Here is a 19,991-nt window from a genome sequence, read left to right as displayed (position 1 = left end):
TCTCCTATCTCACAACTGTAATATCTTTAACCACTTTACTTAATCTATCCTTCCCTTTCTGATTTCCTTTAACGCTACCGTAAGATTACCATCCACACCGATGGATTTTTCTTTGATTTCCTCTGGAATATAAATTTCGCCCTTGTTAAATGTGATATATCTTGCCTGTGGTTCTACCGCTGCTAGTTGCATCAAAGGAGCTTTAATCATCTGATTTCTCCAACCAATGCCAAATTCCAGAATTACCAGCTTCTTTCCATGTAAATTCTGAATAAATTCTTGATAGCGGGCAGCCTTTTCCTTCCAATTTTTCGTTTCTGTAAACGAGGATATCTCACCCCAATTTACTTCCATATCTCCACCGCATTTTGGACATTTCGGCAGTAACTCTTTGGGTACTCTTCCGTTTACTTCCTCTTCTGTCATGGCGAGAACTGCTTTTTGATTAGGATAGACCTCGTCATGACATCTGTTCTTGCACCGCATCTGGGTTAATTTCCCTTCCATTTCAAAAACACGGTCTGACTCAAAACCTGCCGGCACAAAATGATCCTCCGCATTGGAAGTTACCACGAAATATTCTTTATCCTTTACTAGTGCATAGATGTTTTTCATAATCTCACTCGGCTCATCCTGCATAGCTTTTGCCTTAACAAGTCTGCTTACAAACGCCCACTTTTCTTCTACCTTCATTGGCACTGAAAATCCGTGTAAAACACAACGCAGTCCGTGTTTTTCTCTGAAATCTCCCATATTTTCCTGAAACCATGCGTCATCTGCAAAAATATTATATCCCTCTGCGATAGACAAACCATTACTGGCTCCAATCAAAATACCATCTGCTTCTTTGATGATTTGACTTATCTCTTGATATACATTCATCTTCATCACATTTCCTTCCCCGCTATGTTTTCTTTTAAATCCCGCAGGGTTTCTGCCAAATCTCCTGCTATATAAATGCTTTTGTCTTTTATATGCTCTGGAGCTGAGGATTTCTTCTGATTCAGACAGGCATAAAACACCTTTTCATTTTTGTATGTCATTTCCCAAAAAGGAAGTTTAATAATACTGGGTGTCATCTCACCAACCCCCAGCTCCAGCAGTACAACATTCTTATCTGTTCCATTCATGAGATATTTTTTTAGGAAATTCTCATATCGCCTTACACCTTCCCTCCAGTCTTTTCCCTCCAAAAATGTATCATCCCTTACCCAGGGAACCATGATTCTCCCGCACTCATTACATCTTGGCAGAATCTCGGAAGTAACACGCAGCTCCCGGATATTTTCGTTCATCCTGCGAATCATTTCTACATTGGAATAAATTTGGTCATGGCAAGGCTGACTGCATTGAACATAGCCGCTGTTACCTTGATAATCGCAAATCCTTTCTTTCTTAAAAATCCGTTCAAACTGCATATCTATATTGGTTGTTAAAACAAAGACTTCTTTTTCCGCCACAATATCACGCAGGTCATAGTATGGCTGCCCTGTAGGTGCATCCCACATACTTTGTATGTAACGTGCATAATATGCCCACTGTTGTTCCGGCGATGAATAACAGTAGTAAAAACCGTCAAAAGGAGATTTCAGTCCATACCACTCCTTGAAATCTTGTAAACATTCCTCCATATAGGGTAGCCAATGATAATGGTCATATCCCGCCGCACTGGAAAGACCAGAACCACCGCCTATCAAAACGGCATCTGCCTGACGGATTTTTTCTGCCAGAAAACTGACTTGTTCCTCCTTTTGCATACACCACTTTATCTCCTTTTTTATATCAGATTTCACACTTTTTATTTTGCTTGACTTTTATTTTTTTACTTGTTAAAATTAAATTTACATCAAGCATTAAAGTTATATTATCATGTAAGTTTAAAAATTGCAAGAAGAAAATTCGAGGTGACAAATGAAATATTCCACAAAGCTTAGTGACACCATTCATATTCTTATATTTATTGCTCTTGGAGATGACGAACAACTCTCCAGCACAAAAATTGCAGAAAGTATCAAGACAAACCCGGCTTATGTCAGACAGCTTATGGCAACCCTGAAAAATGCAGGCATTGTTGTCAACACACAAGGTCATGCGAATGCCGCTCTTGCAAAATCGGCAGATAAAATCAATATGTATGACATCTACCGAGCCGTAGAGGGCGATAAGCCGCTGCTTCACCTGGACACAGATACCAATCCGGATTGTGGAATCGGTATCAACATTCAATTTGCTATTGGAGACTTCTATCATGAAATTCAAAATATGGTAGATGAAAAAATGAAATCCATTACATTGCAGGATATTATTGATCGGTATTATTTTAAAATCAGGAAAGTTAAAAACCTTTAAAATTGAATGTGTCATCGGTATCACTGATGATGACAAACATGGCTGTTCTCTGATCGCCGATCATATCCAGTTCCATTTCGTCATACGACATGATTTCTCGAAGCTCCTGAATATCAAATGGTGAAAGTCTGGCACCGCAGGAAATCAAAGTCGACTTAGCTGTCTTGCCAGTCACAAAATGTCAATAGTTTTTTAATCACTTTTTCAAAAAAGGCAAAAAAATAGAACGTATAGTTAATTTCCATACGCTCTATCTCACATTTCATATTAAATTTTTGAATTCTACAAACTTGAATTGTTCGAGCTCTTCAAATACTAACGTCCTTAATTCTGTTCAATAATTGATTTATAGTAGTTACCAAAGTCAGCAAGTGAATTAACAATTGGAAGCATTTTTGTTCCGAGTTCCGTTAAGCCGTATTCAACTCTCGGTGGCTGCTCATGGTAATCGTGGCGATATGCCAGCCCATCACTCATCATTTGTCTTAAACTATCTGTCAAAACCTTTTGTGAAATACCATCTATACTTCGTTGTAGCTCATTGAATCTCCATGGACGCTCTTTCAAGTTACGCAAAATCAGCAGTTTCCATTTTCCTCCGATAAGAGATACTGCTGTTGCAACTGGGCATTCCGGTAATTCTTCTTTTGCTCGCATAATTCTCACCTCCGATTCTATTGTAACACATTCATTTTTGAGTGTACAGTTACAAAAAGGTGCGTACTTGTTTTTGTATGTGTCTCACACTATACTAATACCAAGCAACCAGAAACTACAAATTAACTATGGAGGTATTATTATGGCAAATTACACAAAAACAACTATTGGAAAGGAAAACCGAATTGAGCTGCATGAAAAGTTGTCTTTAACAGGTGCAGAAATCAGTTTAAACGAACTACCTGCAGGAGCAAATGTCCCATTTGTTCATTCTCATAAAGAAAATGAAGAAATCTATGGAATTCTTTCAGGTAACGGCAAAGCCATAATTGATGGAGAAGAAATCAGCCTTTCAACTGGAGACTGGCTAAAAATCGCACCTGCTGCAAAGCGTCAGTTTTTTGCATCCGATATTTCTGGAATTACTTATATCTGCATTCAGGTAAAAGAAAATTCTCTGGAACATTTTACAGCAGAGGATGCCGTAATCGGCTAATTAAAAGTATTTAGACACAGCAAATTTTGATTTGTATTTTTGTTTGTTTTAAAAATGGGCAATCCCGATTGGAATTGCCCACTCATTGCACTAATTATGCGGAAATCAATACATTCATTATCAGTTTTACCATCACATCTTTTTCTACACCAAATACATCTGTTTCAAAAGAATCCTTCATCTGACCAACCATCTGAACACACTCTTCATAAGTAATGCGGTATGCTGTAAAGCTCTGCCCCTTCCTGATAGCGAACAAATTTCTTTGCTATTTTCTTTGTTTTCTCTACATCTTTACGTGCATATCCCATACACGGCACCTCCTTGTTTGCATAAAAAAAGCAGCTAACCTATTTTTCATAGACTAACTGCTCGTGTTTTTGTTCCATATTCTGTTTTAATTTACTGAAACGTCTTCTGTTTGGCTTAACTGTTTATGAACATCACGTCCACCATACATAATTCGCACCACATATACTATTTCAGTTTCATCATCTGTTTTGTAAAATACCAGATAATTACCCACCGGAAAGAATCGAAGTCCTCTGCTGTGCCACGGTTCTTCCTCATAGAGCCGATTTCTATTCGGCATAGTATCCAGCTTCCGAATTGCCGTCATAATCCGCTCTGCCTGTCCTGCAGCATTCTCCGGATCTAACAGTTCCTCTGAAATATATCTGAAAATATTTCGCAGATCTTTCTTTGCTCCTGCTGTATACATCACTTTATATTTCATATACCAAATTCCCGTTTCATTTCTGCTTCAACTTCATCTGCTGAATACACTCTGCCAGCCTTAATATCTTCCATACCTTTTTCTATTTCTGCATTGAACTGTTCCTTTGTCAGAGAGCCATATGCAACAGGCTCCTCATAAGCTGGAAGTTTCATCTCAAAAGGAATTCCTCTCTGGAGTACAATCTGTCTCAGAAACATTCCTACTGCATTGGACATTGGAATTCCAAGTCGATCAAGCACCTGCTCTGCCTGTTCTTTTACTTCAGGTTCGACACGTGCAAATACATTTGCTGTTCTTGCCATAGATATCGCCTCCTCTTTTTTCTTCATTATATCTTGTTTAATTGCAAGTTGCAAGCGATTCGCAATCTGTTTTCGTAATTTCATACACTGGCAGACGGCAGGTGGCAGATAAGGTATCTATAAAAATCTGTATTTGCTTCAATGACTCTGCCACCTGTCATTCTTTTAATCGAATACTGTTCTCCTGCTTTTCATTTACTTGATAAACTGATAAATCTTAAATACGAATATAACGGTTATACCGGAGATGAGAGATGGGCGATTATTACGGAATTATCGGTAAAAAAGCTTTGGGAGAAGTATCCCCTTGTTATAGAAAGATATTCTCCGTTTGTTCATCTTTCCATTGCACAGGGAGAGGTAATTGACGATACAAACCGAAATTAGAACAAGTATGCAAAGAGAAGCAGTCGCACACTTGACTGCTATGGATATGACGATGAAATGTCATCACAGTTCCATAAAGAACTTGCCATTATGTTTGACGACCCGTTTGAAAGAGCAGAGGAAGAAAGGCTTACCTTGCAGACCTCAACGAGCAGGCAGAAGCAATGCTTTCTCGGCTGGTAAAGCAGCTTTCCGAAAAAGAGGGCGTTACGGAAGCCCTCAAAGCGGAAAATCAAATGCTGTGGGTGCAGAGGATGAACAACATCCGCAGTGCTGCTATGGAAATCGTTTCGAGTGAGCTTATACGCTGCGTGCAGGTCAAGAGTTTTTCGTCTTTCTTCTAAAAATGGGCAATCCCGATTTCAGGACTGCCCATTCATTCTGCCAATTATGCGATTTTTTCTTGCTTGCACCGATTTCTGCATCAATTGATGTAAGTTTGATGTAAATCGCTGTTTTTTTAGTTTTTTATCAAATGAAGTACGTCCCGTCTATTCGGTAAAACGGTACATCTTTACATCATCTTAATAGAGCTTTGCACCTGCTGGAATATGGTCATCAACCATCAGAAGATGGAGCTTTTCTTCGCCTTCTTCTTCGTGGATAGCACTGAGGAGCATACCGCAAGAGTCAATGCCCATCATCGCTCTCGGTGGAAGATTTGTGATAGCGATAAGCGTCTTTCCAACCAGTTCTTCAGGCTCATAATAAGCGTGAATACCGCTTAAAATGGTTCTGTCTGTGCCTGTTCCGTCATCAAGCGTAAACTGTAACAGTTTCTTTGACTTCGGTACTGCAACACACTCTTTAACCTTTACTGCACGGAAATCTGACTTACTGAATGTATCAAAATCAACAAATTCCTCAAATAAAGGCTCTACCTTTACCTTAGAAAAATCAATCTTTTCAGACTCAGTTTTTACATTTTTTTCAGGTGCTTCAGAAGCTGTATTATTTACATCATTTTTCTTATTTACACCATCTAAGGACTTCATTGTCGGGAACAGAAGTACGTCTCTAATTGCCTGGCTGTCTGTAAGCAACATAACCAGACGGTCAATTCCGTATCCGATACCACCTGTAGGCGGCATACCGATCTCAAGTGCATTCAGGAAGTCTTCATCTGTGTGGTTTGCTTCCTCATCACCAGCGTCAGCAAGAGCATCCTGTGCTTTGAAACGCTCTCTCTGATCGATCGGATCATTCAGCTCGGAATATGCGTTACACATTTCCCATGTATTACAGAAGAGCTCAAAACGCTCTACCTTGCTTGGATCAGAAGGTTTCTTCTTGGTCAGCGGAGAGATTTCGATCGGATGATCCATGATAAATGTAGGCTGGATCAGTTCTTTCTCACAGTACTCCTCGAAGAACAGGTTGATGATATCACCCTTCTTATGATGTGCCTCATATTCAATATGATGCTCGTCAGCAAGTTTCTTTGCAGCTTCGTCATCTGCAACTTCATCAAAATCGATTCCTGCATATTTCTTGATTGCATCATTCATTGTCAGACGTGCAAACGGCTTACCAAGATCGATCTCTACACCATTATAAGAAATCTTTGTGGAACCGCATACTTTCTCTGCCAGATAACGGAACATGGATTCTGTAAGTTCCATCATTCCCTCATAGTCTGTATATGCCTGATAAAGCTCCATCAGAGTAAATTCCGGATTGTGGCGTGTATCAACACCCTCATTACGGAATACACGTCCGATCTCATAAACTCGCTCAAGTCCTCCGACGATCAGTCGTTTCAGATAGAGCTCCAGTGAAATACGAAGCTTTACATCTTCGTTCAGTGCATTGTAATGTGTTTCAAACGGTCTTGCAGCTGCTCCACCTGCGTTGGAAACCAGCATCGGAGTTTCTACTTCCATGAAGTCACGCCCTGCAAGGAAGTTACGGATTTCTTTGAGGATCTGGGAACGTTTGATAAATACGTTCTTGCTGTCCTGGTTCATGATAAGGTCTACATATCTCTGACGATAACGAGTATCTGTATCTGTCAGTCCGTGGAATTTCTCCGGAAGGATCTGCAGACTCTTGGTTAACATAGTCATTTTTTCAGCGTGAATAGAGATCTCACCGGTTCTTGTTCTGAAAGCAAAGCCTTCCAGACCGAAGATATCTCCAATGTCGGATTTCTTGAAATCTGTATAAGATTCTTCTCCGATAGCATCTCTTGCCACATAGACCTGGATATTTCCCTGCAGGTCCTGAATATTACAGAAAGAAGCTTTTCCCATGACACGCTTGAACATCATACGGCCGGCGATCGCAACGTGGATCGGGCTCGCATCCATGATTTCTCTTCTTTCTTCATAGTCCTTCTTGAGGACTTCTCTTGCCTGTGCTTCATCAAGACCTTCTACATCCGGAGTCTTGCGGTCTTTTAAGATCTCTGCCTCATGTGCTTCATAGAGATTCTTCACCTCAAGTGAATGATGTGTCTGGTCAAATTTTGTGATCTGAAACGGGTCTTTTCCATTTGCCTGCAGGTCTGCAAGCTTTTCACGACGAACCTTCAGCAGCTGGTTTGTATCCTGCTTCTTCTGCTCTGCCACTTCTTTGGCCTCCTTCTGTTCTTTTGATTATTTATACGTTTCTCTGGATTTCCAGAACTTTATATTTCATAATACCCATCGGCATCTCAACTTCTACAACATCACCTGTGTGTGCACCGATCAGTGCTTTACCTACAGGAGATTCGTTGGAAATCTTACCTTCCAGGCTGTTTGCCTCTGTAGAACCGACAAGTTTTAATTCCATCTCTTCTTCAAATTCGTAATCATATACTTTTACTTTGCAGCCAACGCTGATTCTGTCAAGGTCAACTTCATCCTCAACTACAACCTCTGCGTTCTTAAGGATCTTCTCGATTTCTTCGATTCTTGCTTCGATATCTCTCTGCTCATCCTTTGCAGCATCATACTCAGCATTCTCGGACAGGTCACCCTGCTCTCTTGCTTCTTTGATTTTTTCTGCAACTTCTTTTCTTTTTACTACTTTTAAATCATGCAGTTCATCTTCGAGTTTTTTGAGACCTGCATATGTCAATAAATTCTTCTTTTCTTCCATAATCCTTACACCCTTTCAAAATAGCCGGATATTCATTGGATATACTCTCCCAGAATTATCATACCGCAAAAAGGGCAGACTTATTCTAGGATATTCACAATTCCTGTATTATACCGAAATCTATATGCCTTGTCAAGGACAAAAAAGGCTGGAAATCCGCGATTAACCGCGAAAATCCAGCAATTTTTCAAGTTCTTCATAACTGCTTACGAGATTGGAGTCCCGGCGCAATCCTGCACTGTGTTTCATACCGGCTGTATACCATGCAATGTGCTTACGCATCTCACGAATTCCGGTAAATTCTCCCTTCAGTTCAATCTGCATTCTCGTATGACGAAGAATCATCTCTTTGATTTCTTCCCATGACGGCCTCGAAAGTAATTCCCCGGTTGTAAAATAATGGTTCATTTCCCGGAAAATCCATGGATTTCCTCTTACCGCACGTCCGATCATCACGCCGTCACAACCCGTTTCTCTGACAAGTTTTTCTGCTTTTTTCGGCGAATCCACATCACCATTTCCAATAACCGGAATCGAAACCGCCTCTTTGATCCTGCGGATTGTATCCCAGTCTGCTTCCCCTGCATAGTACTGCTGCCTTGTCCTTCCATGGACTGCTACAGCTGCTGCGCCGGAATCCTCGATGATCTTCGCAATTTCTACCGGATCCACCGGATATCCCTCAAAACCAATACGGATTTTGGCTGTTACAGGCTTTTTTACCGCATGAGAAACCTGCGTCACAATCTCACGAATCAGCTCCGGATTCTTGAGAAGCGCAGAGCCCTCACCATTGTTGACTACTTTCGGCACCGGGCAGCCCATGTTGATATCCAGTATGTCAAAAGGCTGTTCTTCAATACTCTTTGCCACCTCTGCCATCAGATCCGGTTCGCTTCCAAAAATCTGCATGGACACCGGATGCTCCGAAGGATTGATCTGCATCAGCGAAATCGTATTTTTATTATGGAAAGAAATTGCCTTCGCACTGACCATCTCCGTACAGAGAAGTCCTGCTCCCTGCTCTTTGCAAAGCATACGAAACGGAAGATCCGTCACACCGGCCATCGGCGCAAGGATAAACGGATTTTCCATCTCAACTGAACCGATTTTCCACTTCATCTCCATAAATCAGTTTCCTTTATCCACATTTTCCCCATCGTCTTCAATTGTTTCGCCGAGGAAAAATACCCGATAATACATTTCCAGAGATTCCAGAAGTTCTCTCTTCTCAGTCTGCAGTTTTTTGATTCGGAGAACACTGCCGATTTCATCATACATTGCATCAGCATCGAGAGCTTCTGTCTTGAACTGAAGGCTTCCGTTATCATCAAACTCCAACGTCAGGATACCTCCAATCTCTTCTGTATAAAGCACGCACATAATGTGCAGTTCCTGCTTTACAGATTCCGGCAGAGAATCAAAATCCTGATTAAAATAATATTTCTGCTCATAGGCGCTTGCACCGCAGAGCACAACATTTTCCTGATACATAAAAATAACTCCTTGTATTATAATTGCTCACACATAACTGTACAGTCCACGCACAGACACCTCACCGGAACACACCTTGCGGATTCTGCCATCTGCTACCCGCACCAGAAGTTCTCCCTCGCGGTCAATACCAAGCGCCACGCCCTCGTACGGATCCAGTTTATCCAATATTCTAACCGGCTGACATTTATTTGCAAGCATCATATTGTAATCATCGATCATCAGTGAAAGATCACAGGTCTGTACAAATTTCCCGTAGTTCTTTTCAAATTTGCCCATAACAAGGCCGATCAGAAGATTTCTGTCGTAAGTCTTCCCTGTTTCCAGATAAAGAGAAGTTGCTTTATCTTTGAGTTCTTCCTGAATTTCTGCCAGATTGACATTGATTCCGACCCCGATCACAACTTCGCGGATCTTACCATCTTCAAGGCCCATCTCTGTCAGAATTCCACAGATTTTCTTCCGTGAAACTACAACATCATTCGGCCATTTAATAGAAACGTCCACCCCCAGTTCTTTGACCGCCTGCGCCACACTCAATCCCATGACAAGTGTCAGCATGGATGCAAAACGCGGCTCAAAGTCCGGTCTCAGAAGGATCGACATCATAATCGAATTCCCCTCCGGCACAACCCATCTGCGTCCGAGTCTTCCCTTACCGGCAGACTGGAATTCTGCAACCGCCAGTGTCCCATGTACGGCATCTTCTTTCGAGAGGCGCTTGCACCATTCATTCGTAGAATCGATTTCTTTTGCAAAATGGACGGTTTTGCCCGCCCATTCTGTGTGTATTTCATTTGAAATTGTATCTGTATTATAAGGTATTACACTCATTTTGTCTCCGGCTCTCCAAGAGTAGCTACCATCACTGCTTTGATCGTGTGCATACGGTTTTCTGCCTCATCAAATACATGTGACTGTGCAGATTCGAATACTTCATCAGTAACTTCCATATCAGTCAGGTTGAAACGTTCTCCCATTTCTTTGCCGATCTTTGTCTTGAGATCATGGAATGCCGGCAGACAGTGAAGGAAGATTGCCTTTTCTCCTGCATTTTTCATAACTGCAGATGTTACTTTGTATGGTGTCAGGTCTTTGATACGTTCTTCCCATACTTCATCCGGCTCGCCCATAGATACCCATACATCTGTATAAATAACGTCAGCATTCTTTGTTCCGGATTCTACGTCTTCTGTCAGAGTTACGCTTCCGCCGGAAGCCTCTGCATAGGTCTTGCACAGGTCAACCAGTTCCTGATTCGGGAAGTATTTCTTTGTTGTGCAGGCTACAAAATGCATACCAAGTTTGGAGCATGCGATCATCAGGGAGTTACCCATGTTGTAACGGGCATCACCCATGTAAACCAGCCGACGGCCTTTCAGGTCACCGAAATGCTCACGGATCGTCAGCATATCTGCCAGCATCTGTGTCGGATGATATTCATTTGTCAGACCGTTCCATACTGGAACTCCTGCGTATTTTGCAAGCTCTTCTACGATATCCTGGCCAAAACCTCTGTACTCGATTCCCTCGTACATTCTTCCGAGAACTCTTGCTGTATCAGCGATGCTCTCTTTCTTTCCGATCTGGGAACCTGTCGGATCCAGATATGTACTGCCCATTCCAAGGTCATGAGCAGCTACTTCAAATGCACAACGTGTTCTGGTACTTGTTTTTTCAAAAATCAGGGCAATGTTTTTGCCTTTGTAATATTCATGAAGTTCTCCGGCTTTTTTCTTTGCTTTTAATTCTGCTGCCAGATCGATCATGTATGTGATTTCTTCCGGTGTAAAGTCTTTCAGTGTAAGAAAATTCCGTCCCTTTAAGTTCATAATAAATCTCCTCTTTTTAACTTATCTCAGTACATACGGATTGTTGCGTGCTCTGCACTCTCACAGTTACGAGCCAAAATGCCTCGCGGAATGCTGCCTGCTAAATAGTTACTCCCTGGTATCTGTGTTGTCCTCTGTAACGATTTCTTTCAGAGAGGAAGCCAGACCTGCAAGTCCCTGAATCTCAGATGGGATAATGATCTTTGTAGCTTTGCCGTCTGCGGCCTTGCCAAATGCTTCCAGACTCTTCAGCGTCAGAACAGCCTGATCTGCACCTGCTTCACGGATCATACGGATACCTTCTGCATTAGCATGCTGTACTTTCAGTACAGCCTCTGCCTGACCTTCGGCCTCTTTGATCATACGCTCTTTCTGTGCCTCTGCTTTGAGGATTGCAGCCTGTTTCTCAGCTTCTGCATCCAGAATTGCAGATTCTTTTTTACCTTCTGCAACAAGGATCGTAGATTTCTTCTCACCTTCTGCACGAAGGATAGCTTCTCGTCTTTCACGCTCTGCTTTCATCTGTTTTTCCATGGCTTCCTGAATAGCAGCCGGAGGAATGATGTTTTTGAGCTCTACCCGGTTGACTTTGATTCCCCATGGATCTGTGGCAACATCCAGAGATGCACGCATTTTTGTGTTGATTACTTCACGGGAAGTCAGTGTTTCATCGAGTTCCATATCACCAATGATATTTCTCAGTGTTGTCGCAGACAGATTTTCGATTGCCATGATCGGGTTCTCAACTCCGTATGCAAAAAGCTTCGGATCTGTGATCTGGAAAAATACAACCGTATCGATCTGCATGGTTACGTTATCTTTTGTGATAACCGGCTGTGGCGGGAAGTCCACTACCTGCTCTTTCAGATTTACTCTTCTCGCTACACGGTCAATAAATGGTGTCTTAAAGTGAATACCTGTGTTCCATGTTTCTTTGTAAGCACCAAGACGTTCTACAACGATTGCATATGCCTGCGGCACAATGCGGATACAGGATGCCAGTATCCAGAGTGCGAGAACTACCAGCACGATAAAAATAATAATTCCTGCCATTTTACTTACCCTCCGTTTCTTCTTTTACAATCAGTTTTACTCCCTGAACATCTTCAATTGTAACAATTGCATGTTCCGGTATTGTTACTTCATCGGAAGATGTCCTTGCCATCCACTCGATGTCATTGATCCGAACCTGTCCGGACTGTTCCAGATTGTTAATTTTCTGAATCACTACTGCTCTTTCGCCGATCAGACTGTTAACGTTCGTCTTTGGTACGCCTTTGTTCATGTAACGCACGGCAAGCGGACGTGTAAAGATCAGAAGTACCAGTGAAATGACCAGAAACAGAACCCACTGGATCAGGATTCCCGCTCCCAGACCGGAAGCGATTGCCGCAACAAGTGCGCCTCCCGCAAACCAGATCGTAGTCAATCCTACTGTGATTGCCTCAACTACCAGAAAACAGGCCAAAAGTATAAGCCACATTATCGGTTCCATCTTATTCCTCCTTCCGGATCACGGCATCAATTCCGTCTCTGCCTCGCAGCCTCATACATCAGTATGCCACCTGCCATTGCTGCATTCAGGGATTCTACATGACCGCACATCGGGATACGGATCAGACAGTCCGCAGCATCTGCTGCCTGGTCAGTCAGTCCTTTGCCTTCGTTTCCGATAAGGAAAGCGGTTCCACCCTGATAGGATTCCCTGTCGTATGCATTTTTACCCTGCAAGTGTGCTGCAAAAAAACGGATTCCGCAATTTTGAAGTTTCTGCTTTAATGATACCACATCTTCTACGTAGAAAAAAGGAATTCTGTAAATAGATCCCATTGTTGCACGAATAACTTTCGGATTAGTGATATCCACACAGGTTTTTGTAAGAAAAACACCTCCGATGCCGGCACCTTCCCCTGTACGGATGATCGTTCCGGCATTTCCCGGATCCTGCAGGTCCTCAAGCACCATAAGAAGAGGTGATTCCTGCTTCAGAAGATCCTCTATCTGATAGGACGGCTGTCTGAGAACAGTCAGAACTCCCTGCGGGGTCTGTGTGTCACTCATCTGGCGAAAAACACTGTTTTCAACTGCATCCCAGGAAAAACGCTTTGCTTTCTGCATGATTTCCTCATCGTCAAGCAGAGATTCAGCCACATAGACCTTCTCGATCCAGTCATCTGGCGCTTCCAGAAACATCTTTCTTCCTTCTGCGATAAAAAGCCCCTGCTCTCTGCGGGCTTTTGCCTTCTGATTGAGTTTGATCACATTTTTCACCTGTGTATTCTGTGCACTGGTAATCATATAATTGCTCCTTTAATCCAGAACGGAGGCCACCTGATGGTTGCCTCCGATGTAAATATTATGCTGGTTTTTTGATACCTGCGAATTGTTTCGTGCTATGCACTCTCACAATTCTACCTGATATCATTTAGAATAATTATGAGAAAGAGAATTGCAAACTTCCCACATGTATGGGGAAACATCTTTCTGCATTGCAAGCGCTTCGTTGATATCGAAGTCCATGAACTCGCCATGACGATATCCAACAACTCTGCAGGATTTACCCTGTACAAGAAGATCTACTGCAAGTGCCCCCATCATAGATGCATATACACGGTCTTTACATGTCGGATTACCACCACGCTGCATGTGGCCAAGAATGGTCGCACGTGTCTCAATACCGGTTGCAGCTTCGATACGTCTTGCCATTGCCTCTGAATGGCCGATACCCTCTGCATTTACGATAATGTGGTGTTTCTTTCCTGCCTTACGGCTTGCGATGATATTGTTGATCAGCTTCTGCTCATCGTAATCATATTTCTCAGGAATCAGGACATCCTCTGCACCATTGGCAATACCGCACCACATAGCAAGGTATCCTGCGTTACGTCCCATAACTTCAATAATACTGCATCTTTCATGAGATGTGGAAGTATCACGAACCTTATCAATGGCCTCCATTGCTGTGTTTACAGCTGTATCAAATCCGATCGTATACTCGGTACATGCAATATCCAGGTCGATTGTTCCCGGAACACCAATCGTATTGATTCCAAGGTTAGCAAGCTTCTGTGCACCTGCAAAAGAACCGTCACCACCAATAACTACCAGTCCGTCGATTCCATGTTTTTTGCAGATTTCAGCACCTCTCCGCTGACCTTCCGGTGTACGGAATTCTGCACATCTTGCTGTATAAAGGATTGTTCCACCACGTTCGATTGTATCTGATACATCTCTGGCAGACATATCAACGATTTCTTCATTCAGAAGTCCGTTGTATCCCTTGTAAATACCCTTTACATTCAGTCCGCTGCTCAGTCCTCGTCTTACAACCGCACGGATCGCAGCATTCATTCCCGGAGCATCACCGCCACTTGTAAGTACACCGATGGTTTTTATCTGTTTCTCTGCCATGATTCATTCCTCCATCTCCAGATCTCGAATTATAATCTGTATTCGAAAAATTATATTATAATAGGAAATCTTAGTTATATCTTCTACACATATTCGTTGTATAGTGTAAAGCATTTTCAGAAGTTTTTCAATACTCTTTCCACAACTTTAACGTTGGATTCTCCATATTTTTTCCTGAGTTCACCTGTCAGGGAATCGCTGATCCGTGCGTGATATCCTGCCGGAAGGCGCTTCATCGCATTTACATCTTTCAGATAGATCACAACTGCCGAAACACCGGCATATCCTTTCAGCGTCTCAAGAAGTTCCTGCTCTTTTTCGGCATACTCGGCTTTGTCTTTAAACTGGATCCAAAGCTCCTGCGGCATATCCTCAAAAGCTCTGACTTTTTCAAGGATCAACTTACTCGGCTTGTCGTCTTCTGCATTGACACGTCCCTGCACAAATACACGCGCGTCCTCATTAAGCATTGACTGCCATTTCTCGTAATCACGCGGAAATACCACGATCTCGACAGTGCCAAGCAGATCCTCCACAGTAAGAAATGCCATTACCTTATTGTTCCTGGTGTATTTGATCGTCTTCTCCGTGATCATTCCACCAATAATCACCTTCTGTCCATCATACACTTTCGGTATACCGGATTCTTCATCCGGCTGGAAATCCGTAGTTTTTGCAGATATCATTTTTTCCATGATGTTACGGTATCTTTCAAGCGGATGACCGCTCAGATAAATTCCGAGTACATCTTTCTCGAAAGCAAGGATCATTTCTTTGTCGTATTCTTCCACATCCGGCATCCGGATCTCATATTCTTTCTTTTCTTCATCACTTACCAGGTCAAACAGACTCATCTGACCGACAAAAGAATTTTTCTTTTCCTGTGCAATACTGTCCACGATCTGACTGTAAACAAGCATTTTCTGACGGCGGTTGCCTTCCAGACAGTCCAGTGCACCGGCTTTGATGAAGTTTTCGATTGCACGCTTGTTGACCGTTCCTGTCAGTCTCTCGATAAAATCCTTCAGAGAACGATACTCGCCCTTTACTTCTCTTTCTTCTACCAGCGCATTGATGACCGGGCGGCCCACACTCTTGATCGCAGAAAGCCCATAACGAATCGCGCCATTATCCACAGAAAATCCATATGCACCTCTGTTGACATCCGGCGGAAGTATCTTAATATTCATCTGCCGACATACCTGAATATATTCTGCCACTTTTGTCGGCATTTCAATCACCGATGTCATAAGCGCAGCCATAAATTCCACCGGATAGTAATATTTCAAAAACGCCGTCTGATAAGAAACGACTGCATAAGCTGCTGCATGAGATTTATTGAACGCGTATTTTGCAAAATCGATCATATCATCATAGATTTTATTTGCAGTCTGCTCGGAAATCCCGTTTGCAATACATCCCGGAACTCCCTCGGCCTCATTTCCGTAAACAAAGTTCTGGCGCTCTTTCTCCATGACTGCGGCTTTTTTCTTTGACATGGCACGGCGCACAAGATCGCTTCTTCCAAGCGTATAGCCGGCCAGGTTACGTACGATCTGCATAACCTGCTCCTGATATACGATACAGCCATAAGTCGGTTTCAGAATCGGCTCCAGCTGTGGACAGTCATATTTGATCGTATCCGGGCGGTTTTTGCCACGAATGTACTGTGGAATAAAGTCCATCGGACCTGGACGGTACAGAGAAATTCCCGCAATAACGTCCTCAAGGCTCTGCGGCTTCAACTCCTTCATGAAGTTCTTCATTCCCGCACTTTCCAGCTGGAATACACCGTCAGAACGGCCGGTTCCGAGAGAATCCAGGACTTTTTTATCGTTATAATCAATATGCTGCATATCCAGCTTCACACCGGCATCCTGTTCGATCAGATGCACGGCATTTTGAATAACTGTCAGCGTACGAAGACCCAGAAAGTCCATTTTCAGAAGTCCGAGTTCTTCAAGTGTCGTCATCGTAAACTGTGTAACGATCGAACCGTCGGATGCCCGAGAAAGCGGCACATACTCTGAAACATCCTTCTGGCTGATCACAACACCAGCCGCATGCATGGATGTATGTCTGGGAAGTCCTTCAAGACGCTTCGCCGTATCAATCAGATCATGAATCTCTTTCTGATCCTCATAGACTTTTTTGAGTTCAGGGTTCATCTGCAGCGCTTTGTCGATCGTGATATTCAGCTCCTGCGGAATCATTTTTGCAATAGTATCCACCTGTGCATATGGAAGATCCATAACACGACCGACATCACGGATAACACCACGGGCCGCCAGTGTACCAAATGTAACGATCTGTACGACACAGTCATCCCCGTATTTACGTCTTACATAATCGATAACTTCCTGTCTTCGTTCAAAACAGAAGTCAACGTCGATATCCGGCATGGATACTCGTTCCGGATTCAGGAAACGCTCAAACAGCAGATCATACCGGATCGGATCCAGCTGTGTGATCCCCAAAGTATAGGCAACCAGACTTCCTGCAGCGGAACCTCGTCCCGGTCCTACCATAATGTCATGGTCGCGCGCATATTTAATAAAGTCCCACACAATCAGGAAGTAATCGACATAGCCCATATTCCTGATCGTGGACAATTCATAATTTAACCGCTCTTTCAGTTCTTCTGTGACTGGCTGGTAACGCTCCTCCAATCCTTTGAAACAAAGCTCATTCAGATATTCCCATGAAGTGTAACCTTCCGGAACATCGAATTTCGGAAGCTTTGTCACACCGAATTCAATTTCCACATGACATCTCTGTGCGATCTTGTGTGTATTCTCAAGCGCCTCCGGCGCATATGGAAAAAGACGTTCCATTTCTTCGGGAGATTTCACATAATACTGACCGCCCTCATAACGCATACGGTCTTCATCTGTCAGTTTCTTACCTGTCTGAAGACAGAGCAGTACATCATGCGGCTGTGCATCCTCTGCAAGCGTATAATGCACATCATTGGTCGCAACAAGTTCTATTCCTGTCTCACGATGCATTTTCAGAAGCTGCTGATTGACATTCTGCTGTTCCGGAATGCCGTGATCCTGCAGTTCCAGAAAGAAATTCCCTTTGCCAAAAATATCCTGATAACGAAGAGCAGCCTTTTTTGCATCTTCATACATCCCTCTTGTGAGAAATCTCGCCACTTCGCCGGCAAGGCACGCACTTAATGCAATGATTCCTTCATGATATTTCTCAAGAAGCGAAAGATCCACTCGTGGTTTATAATAAAATCCTTCAACAAATCCCTTTGATACGATTTTCATCAGGTTACTGTAACCCTGATTGTTTTCTGCCAGAAGCACCAGATGATAATAACGGTCATCGCCGCTTCCCGCTTCACGGTCAAACCGGGAACCCGGTGCCACATAAACCTCACAGCCGAGGATTGGATTGATTCCTGCTGCCCGTGCTGCGCGGTAAAAATCTATCACGCCATACATGACACCATGATCTGTAATGGCCGCACTGTCCATGCCAAGCGCCTTGACACGGTCTACATATTCTTTTATTTTGTTGGAACCATCCAGAAGACTGTATTCTGTATGAACATGAAGATGTGTAAAATTCATAATCTCGTCCTTTGCTCTATATGTCCAATTTAATGTACAGTTATTTCACCAGATAGATCCTGCGATCTTTAATCTGAATTTTTCCTTCTTTCAGAAGGTGTCCTACGGCACGCTTGAATGCATTTTTACTCAAACCGAATTCCCGGCGGATAACTTCCGGAGATGCCTTATCATCAAACGGAAGTACTCCTGCAAATTCCTCAATGATTCCAAGTACACTCTCTGCATCCTCGCTGATCTGCAGATATGCCTCCTGACGGTCACTGACATCCATTTTGCCGTCTTCTTTGACTCTTGTGACACGGAGATCCAGCACAGTACCCGGACGGTATTTGCCCTTTGCCTCTCTTGCCGGGATCAGTGCTGTATATTTATTATCTACCGCAACAAAAACGCCGAAGTTTTCGCTGATCTGGTATACACGGCCTTTTACCTGATCACCTTCCTTGTACGGTGTCTCCTTAGAAAGATAAGGATAAACTTTCATGGTTGCACAGAGACGACTGCTCTTGTCCACATAAACAGCAACAAGACATTCCTGTCCTTCAAAAATCCTTGTTGTCTGCTCATGATACGGAAGAAGAAGGTCTTTTTCCAGTCCCCAGTCAAGGAATGCTCCGATCTTTGTCACCTGTTTTACTTTAAGAAGACCCACCTCGCCTACTGTGAGTCTCGGCTCATTCGTTGTGGCGATCAGACGATCCTGTGAATCTTTGTAAATAAATACTTCGATCTTATCTCCATCCTTTTTGCCTGCCGGAACCTGCTTTGCCGGCAAAAGCACCTGATGCTTCGTATCTGCATGCATATCTTCTGCCAGATATACTCCAAATTCTACAGATTTTACGATAAATAAAGTCTGTTTCTTTCCTAATTCAATCATATTTTCCTCCGATACTGATTTTCTGTGATTTATTATGCTGCTTATCTCTCAAATTCAACGACCGCATATGGTTCATTCTTCTGATCATTCAGAAGGATCGTTGTTTTATTATCCTCGATTGCTCTTGCCGGACAGATGACATCATTTAATCTTGCCTGCTGCTTATATTCTGCTCTCATCTGATGAATGCAGAAATCTTCCGGCAGATAATCCATTGCCATCTGCACGTACTGACAGTTATTTACATGATGATTGGTGTCCAGATGATGTTTCTGTACAGTAAAACTTTCCTGTGGCTGCGTCTCCTCCGGTAAAAGGATCTTTCGCGGTGCATAATCCATATCAAGTTTTTCTTCTATTCCATATGCAGTTGTATCCCGCTCTGTCAGTTTTACCGGAAAACCATTCTCTGCATGGATATACGTCCAGAAAGTATTTGCATAGGCCAGCCGTTCGCCATCTGCCGTATCCATCGTGAAGTTACGAAAGCCCATAAATCCACGGAATCCATACGCCCAGGTAGATGTCCTGATTTCCTCGCCCATTGCCGGATAGCGTTCAACAATCACCTGCCATGCAGACAATACCCATAAGCGCTTCCAGTCTTTCAGTACACTGATCCCAAGTCCGACTTCCTCAGACTGGAAAGTACTACAGTCCTGAAAATAATTTAAAACTCCGGGAAGCGTCAGCAAACCGTTTTCCCCGATTTCACTGTAGCGGACACGACCGCCGAAACTATATTTCATACTTTCACTCTCTTTCAGAATTCT

Annotated in this window: 21 protein-coding genes and 1 pseudogene; 3 read left to right on the top strand and 19 right to left on the bottom strand. The window is 43.0% G+C overall.

Annotated elements, in window-relative coordinates:
- Positions 1–39: 39 nt before the first annotated feature.
- Positions 40–888 carry an SIR2 family NAD-dependent protein deacylase gene (locus DWW86_RS14750; protein ID WP_117943833.1) on the bottom strand — a complete coding sequence of 283 codons (849 nt, stop codon included), beginning with the start codon at positions 886–888 and terminating at the stop codon, positions 40–42.
- Positions 888–1,757 carry an SIR2 family NAD-dependent protein deacylase gene (locus DWW86_RS14745; protein WP_117943832.1) on the bottom strand — a complete coding sequence of 290 codons (870 nt, stop codon included), beginning with the start codon at positions 1,755–1,757 and terminating at the stop codon, positions 888–890. Before DWW86_RS14745 ends, DWW86_RS14750 begins: the two co-directional genes overlap by 1 nt.
- A gap of 154 nt (positions 1,758–1,911) precedes the next feature.
- Between DWW86_RS14745 and DWW86_RS14740 the strand changes: the two genes are divergently transcribed.
- The gene (locus DWW86_RS14740; RefSeq protein ID WP_028087392.1) at positions 1,912–2,349 is read left to right on the top strand and encodes an Rrf2 family transcriptional regulator; all 438 of its coding nucleotides are present in this window, start codon (positions 1,912–1,914) and stop codon (positions 2,347–2,349) included.
- Here DWW86_RS14740 and DWW86_RS14735 read toward each other — a convergent pair.
- Together DWW86_RS14735 and DWW86_RS14730 are read right to left on the bottom strand one after the other, a co-directional pair.
- Positions 2,336–2,524 carry a hypothetical protein gene (locus DWW86_RS14735; protein WP_330392910.1) on the bottom strand — a complete coding sequence of 63 codons (189 nt, stop codon included), beginning with the start codon at positions 2,522–2,524 and terminating at the stop codon, positions 2,336–2,338. The genes DWW86_RS14740 and DWW86_RS14735 overlap by 14 nt on opposite strands.
- A gap of 149 nt (positions 2,525–2,673) precedes the next feature.
- Positions 2,674–3,006: a winged helix-turn-helix transcriptional regulator gene (locus DWW86_RS14730; RefSeq protein WP_008373705.1), complete on the bottom strand. Its 333-nt coding sequence runs from the start codon at positions 3,004–3,006 to the stop codon at positions 2,674–2,676.
- 142 nt (positions 3,007–3,148) lie between these two features.
- Here DWW86_RS14730 and DWW86_RS14725 point away from each other — a divergent pair, with 142 nt between their 5' ends.
- Positions 3,149–3,502: a cupin domain-containing protein gene (locus tag DWW86_RS14725; RefSeq protein WP_004614173.1), complete on the top strand. Its 354-nt coding sequence runs from the start codon at positions 3,149–3,151 to the stop codon at positions 3,500–3,502.
- Positions 3,503–3,899: 397 nt separating this feature from the next.
- On the opposite strand, the gene DWW86_RS14715 is transcribed toward DWW86_RS14725, so the two are convergent.
- The gene (locus DWW86_RS14715) at positions 3,900–4,238 is read right to left on the bottom strand and encodes a type II toxin-antitoxin system RelE/ParE family toxin (RefSeq protein ID WP_117943831.1); all 339 of its coding nucleotides are present in this window, start codon (positions 4,236–4,238) and stop codon (positions 3,900–3,902) included.
- Positions 4,235–4,543 (bottom strand): type II toxin-antitoxin system RelB/DinJ family antitoxin, encoded by a 309-nt coding sequence (locus DWW86_RS14710; protein WP_026649468.1) that lies wholly within the window; start codon positions 4,541–4,543, stop codon positions 4,235–4,237. Before DWW86_RS14710 ends, DWW86_RS14715 begins: the two co-directional genes overlap by 4 nt.
- A gap of 530 nt (positions 4,544–5,073) precedes the next feature.
- On the opposite strand from DWW86_RS14710, the pseudogene DWW86_RS14700 reads away from it, so the two are divergent.
- Positions 5,074–5,274, top strand: a pseudogene (locus DWW86_RS14700) (TnpV protein); the annotation flags it as partial.
- 180 nt (positions 5,275–5,454) lie between these two features.
- Here the strand turns inward: DWW86_RS14700 and lysS are convergent.
- From lysS to DWW86_RS14635, 13 genes are all read right to left on the bottom strand, one after another.
- Positions 5,455–7,500: a lysine--tRNA ligase gene (gene lysS / locus DWW86_RS14695; protein WP_117943830.1), complete on the bottom strand. Its 2,046-nt coding sequence runs from the start codon at positions 7,498–7,500 to the stop codon at positions 5,455–5,457.
- Between the two features lie 31 nt (positions 7,501–7,531).
- Complete coding sequence (gene greA, locus DWW86_RS14690; protein ID WP_015543439.1) at positions 7,532–8,014, bottom strand: transcription elongation factor GreA; 483 nt, start codon at positions 8,012–8,014, stop codon at positions 7,532–7,534.
- A gap of 162 nt (positions 8,015–8,176) precedes the next feature.
- Positions 8,177–9,142 carry a tRNA dihydrouridine synthase DusB gene (gene dusB / locus DWW86_RS14685; RefSeq protein ID WP_181985369.1) on the bottom strand — a complete coding sequence of 322 codons (966 nt, stop codon included), beginning with the start codon at positions 9,140–9,142 and terminating at the stop codon, positions 8,177–8,179.
- Between the two features lie 3 nt (positions 9,143–9,145).
- Entirely contained in the window at positions 9,146–9,508 is a 363-nt protein-coding gene (locus DWW86_RS14680; RefSeq protein ID WP_072522594.1) for a DUF6145 family protein, read from the bottom strand.
- Between the two features lie 27 nt (positions 9,509–9,535).
- Entirely contained in the window at positions 9,536–10,342 is an 807-nt protein-coding gene (locus DWW86_RS14675; RefSeq protein ID WP_117943829.1) for a biotin--[acetyl-CoA-carboxylase] ligase, read from the bottom strand.
- A complete protein-coding gene (gene argF / locus DWW86_RS14670) occupies positions 10,339–11,340 on the bottom strand; it encodes an ornithine carbamoyltransferase (protein ID WP_072522592.1) in 1,002 nt (333 codons plus the stop codon). Before argF ends, DWW86_RS14675 begins: the two co-directional genes overlap by 4 nt.
- A gap of 108 nt (positions 11,341–11,448) precedes the next feature.
- The gene (locus DWW86_RS14665; protein ID WP_117943828.1) at positions 11,449–12,393 is read right to left on the bottom strand and encodes an SPFH domain-containing protein; all 945 of its coding nucleotides are present in this window, start codon (positions 12,391–12,393) and stop codon (positions 11,449–11,451) included.
- Position 12,394: 1 nt separating this feature from the next.
- Positions 12,395–12,835, bottom strand: coding sequence for an NfeD family protein (locus DWW86_RS14660; RefSeq protein WP_117943827.1), 441 nt, complete (start codon positions 12,833–12,835; stop codon positions 12,395–12,397).
- A gap of 26 nt (positions 12,836–12,861) precedes the next feature.
- A complete protein-coding gene (locus DWW86_RS14655) occupies positions 12,862–13,638 on the bottom strand; it encodes a TrmH family RNA methyltransferase (protein ID WP_117943826.1) in 777 nt (258 codons plus the stop codon).
- Positions 13,639–13,761: 123 nt separating this feature from the next.
- A complete protein-coding gene (gene pfkA, locus DWW86_RS14650) occupies positions 13,762–14,751 on the bottom strand; it encodes a 6-phosphofructokinase (RefSeq protein ID WP_117943825.1) in 990 nt (329 codons plus the stop codon).
- A gap of 116 nt (positions 14,752–14,867) precedes the next feature.
- Positions 14,868–18,335, bottom strand: a complete 3,468-nt coding sequence (locus DWW86_RS14645) for a DNA polymerase III subunit alpha (RefSeq protein WP_117943824.1) — start codon at positions 18,333–18,335, stop codon at positions 14,868–14,870.
- Positions 18,336–18,375: 40 nt separating this feature from the next.
- On the bottom strand, positions 18,376–19,218 hold the full coding sequence (locus DWW86_RS14640) for a CvfB family protein (protein ID WP_117943823.1): 843 nt from the start codon (positions 19,216–19,218) through the stop codon (positions 18,376–18,378).
- A 41-nt stretch (positions 19,219–19,259) separates the two neighbouring features.
- Positions 19,260–19,967, bottom strand: a complete 708-nt coding sequence (locus DWW86_RS14635; RefSeq protein WP_117943822.1) for an acyl-[acyl-carrier-protein] thioesterase — start codon at positions 19,965–19,967, stop codon at positions 19,260–19,262.
- Positions 19,968–19,991 lie beyond the last annotated feature (24 nt).

The organism is Ruminococcus sp. AF17-22AC, from assembly GCF_003460065.1.
Classification (GTDB): Bacteria; Bacillota; Clostridia; order Lachnospirales; family Lachnospiraceae; genus Blautia_A.
The sequence above is the reverse complement of the archived record's forward strand: the minus strand, read 5'-3'. Positions and strand labels throughout refer to the sequence as shown.

Bases quoted from the DNA above. Each gene is read 5' to 3' on its own strand.
- DWW86_RS14750 (WP_117943833.1), bottom strand. From the start codon at position 888: ATGAAGATGAATGTATATCAAGAGATAAGTCAAATCATCAAAGAAGCA.
- DWW86_RS14745 (WP_117943832.1), bottom strand. From the start codon at position 1,757: ATGCAAAAGGAGGAACAAGTCAGTTTTCTGGCAGAAAAAATCCGTCAG.
- DWW86_RS14740 (WP_028087392.1), top strand. From the start codon at position 1,912: ATGAAATATTCCACAAAGCTTAGTGACACCATTCATATTCTTATATTT.
- DWW86_RS14730 (WP_008373705.1), bottom strand. From the start codon at position 3,006: ATGCGAGCAAAAGAAGAATTACCGGAATGCCCAGTTGCAACAGCAGTA.
- DWW86_RS14725 (WP_004614173.1), top strand. From the start codon at position 3,149: ATGGCAAATTACACAAAAACAACTATTGGAAAGGAAAACCGAATTGAG.
- DWW86_RS14715 (WP_117943831.1), bottom strand. From the start codon at position 4,238: ATGAAATATAAAGTGATGTATACAGCAGGAGCAAAGAAAGATCTGCGA.
- DWW86_RS14710 (WP_026649468.1), bottom strand. From the start codon at position 4,543: ATGGCAAGAACAGCAAATGTATTTGCACGTGTCGAACCTGAAGTAAAA.
- greA (WP_015543439.1), bottom strand. From the start codon at position 8,014: ATGGAAGAAAAGAAGAATTTATTGACATATGCAGGTCTCAAAAAACTC.
- dusB (WP_181985369.1), bottom strand. From the start codon at position 9,142: ATGGAGATGAAGTGGAAAATCGGTTCAGTTGAGATGGAAAATCCGTTT.
- DWW86_RS14680 (WP_072522594.1), bottom strand. From the start codon at position 9,508: ATGTATCAGGAAAATGTTGTGCTCTGCGGTGCAAGCGCCTATGAGCAG.
- DWW86_RS14675 (WP_117943829.1), bottom strand. From the start codon at position 10,342: ATGAGTGTAATACCTTATAATACAGATACAATTTCAAATGAAATACAC.
- argF (WP_072522592.1), bottom strand. From the start codon at position 11,340: ATGAACTTAAAGGGACGGAATTTTCTTACACTGAAAGACTTTACACCG.
- DWW86_RS14665 (WP_117943828.1), bottom strand. From the start codon at position 12,393: ATGGCAGGAATTATTATTTTTATCGTGCTGGTAGTTCTCGCACTCTGG.
- DWW86_RS14660 (WP_117943827.1), bottom strand. From the start codon at position 12,835: ATGGAACCGATAATGTGGCTTATACTTTTGGCCTGTTTTCTGGTAGTT.
- DWW86_RS14655 (WP_117943826.1), bottom strand. From the start codon at position 13,638: ATGATTACCAGTGCACAGAATACACAGGTGAAAAATGTGATCAAACTC.
- pfkA (WP_117943825.1), bottom strand. From the start codon at position 14,751: ATGGCAGAGAAACAGATAAAAACCATCGGTGTACTTACAAGTGGCGGT.
- DWW86_RS14645 (WP_117943824.1), bottom strand. From the start codon at position 18,335: ATGAATTTTACACATCTTCATGTTCATACAGAATACAGTCTTCTGGAT.
- DWW86_RS14640 (WP_117943823.1), bottom strand. From the start codon at position 19,218: ATGATTGAATTAGGAAAGAAACAGACTTTATTTATCGTAAAATCTGTA.
- DWW86_RS14635 (WP_117943822.1), bottom strand. From the start codon at position 19,967: ATGAAATATAGTTTCGGCGGTCGTGTCCGCTACAGTGAAATCGGGGAA.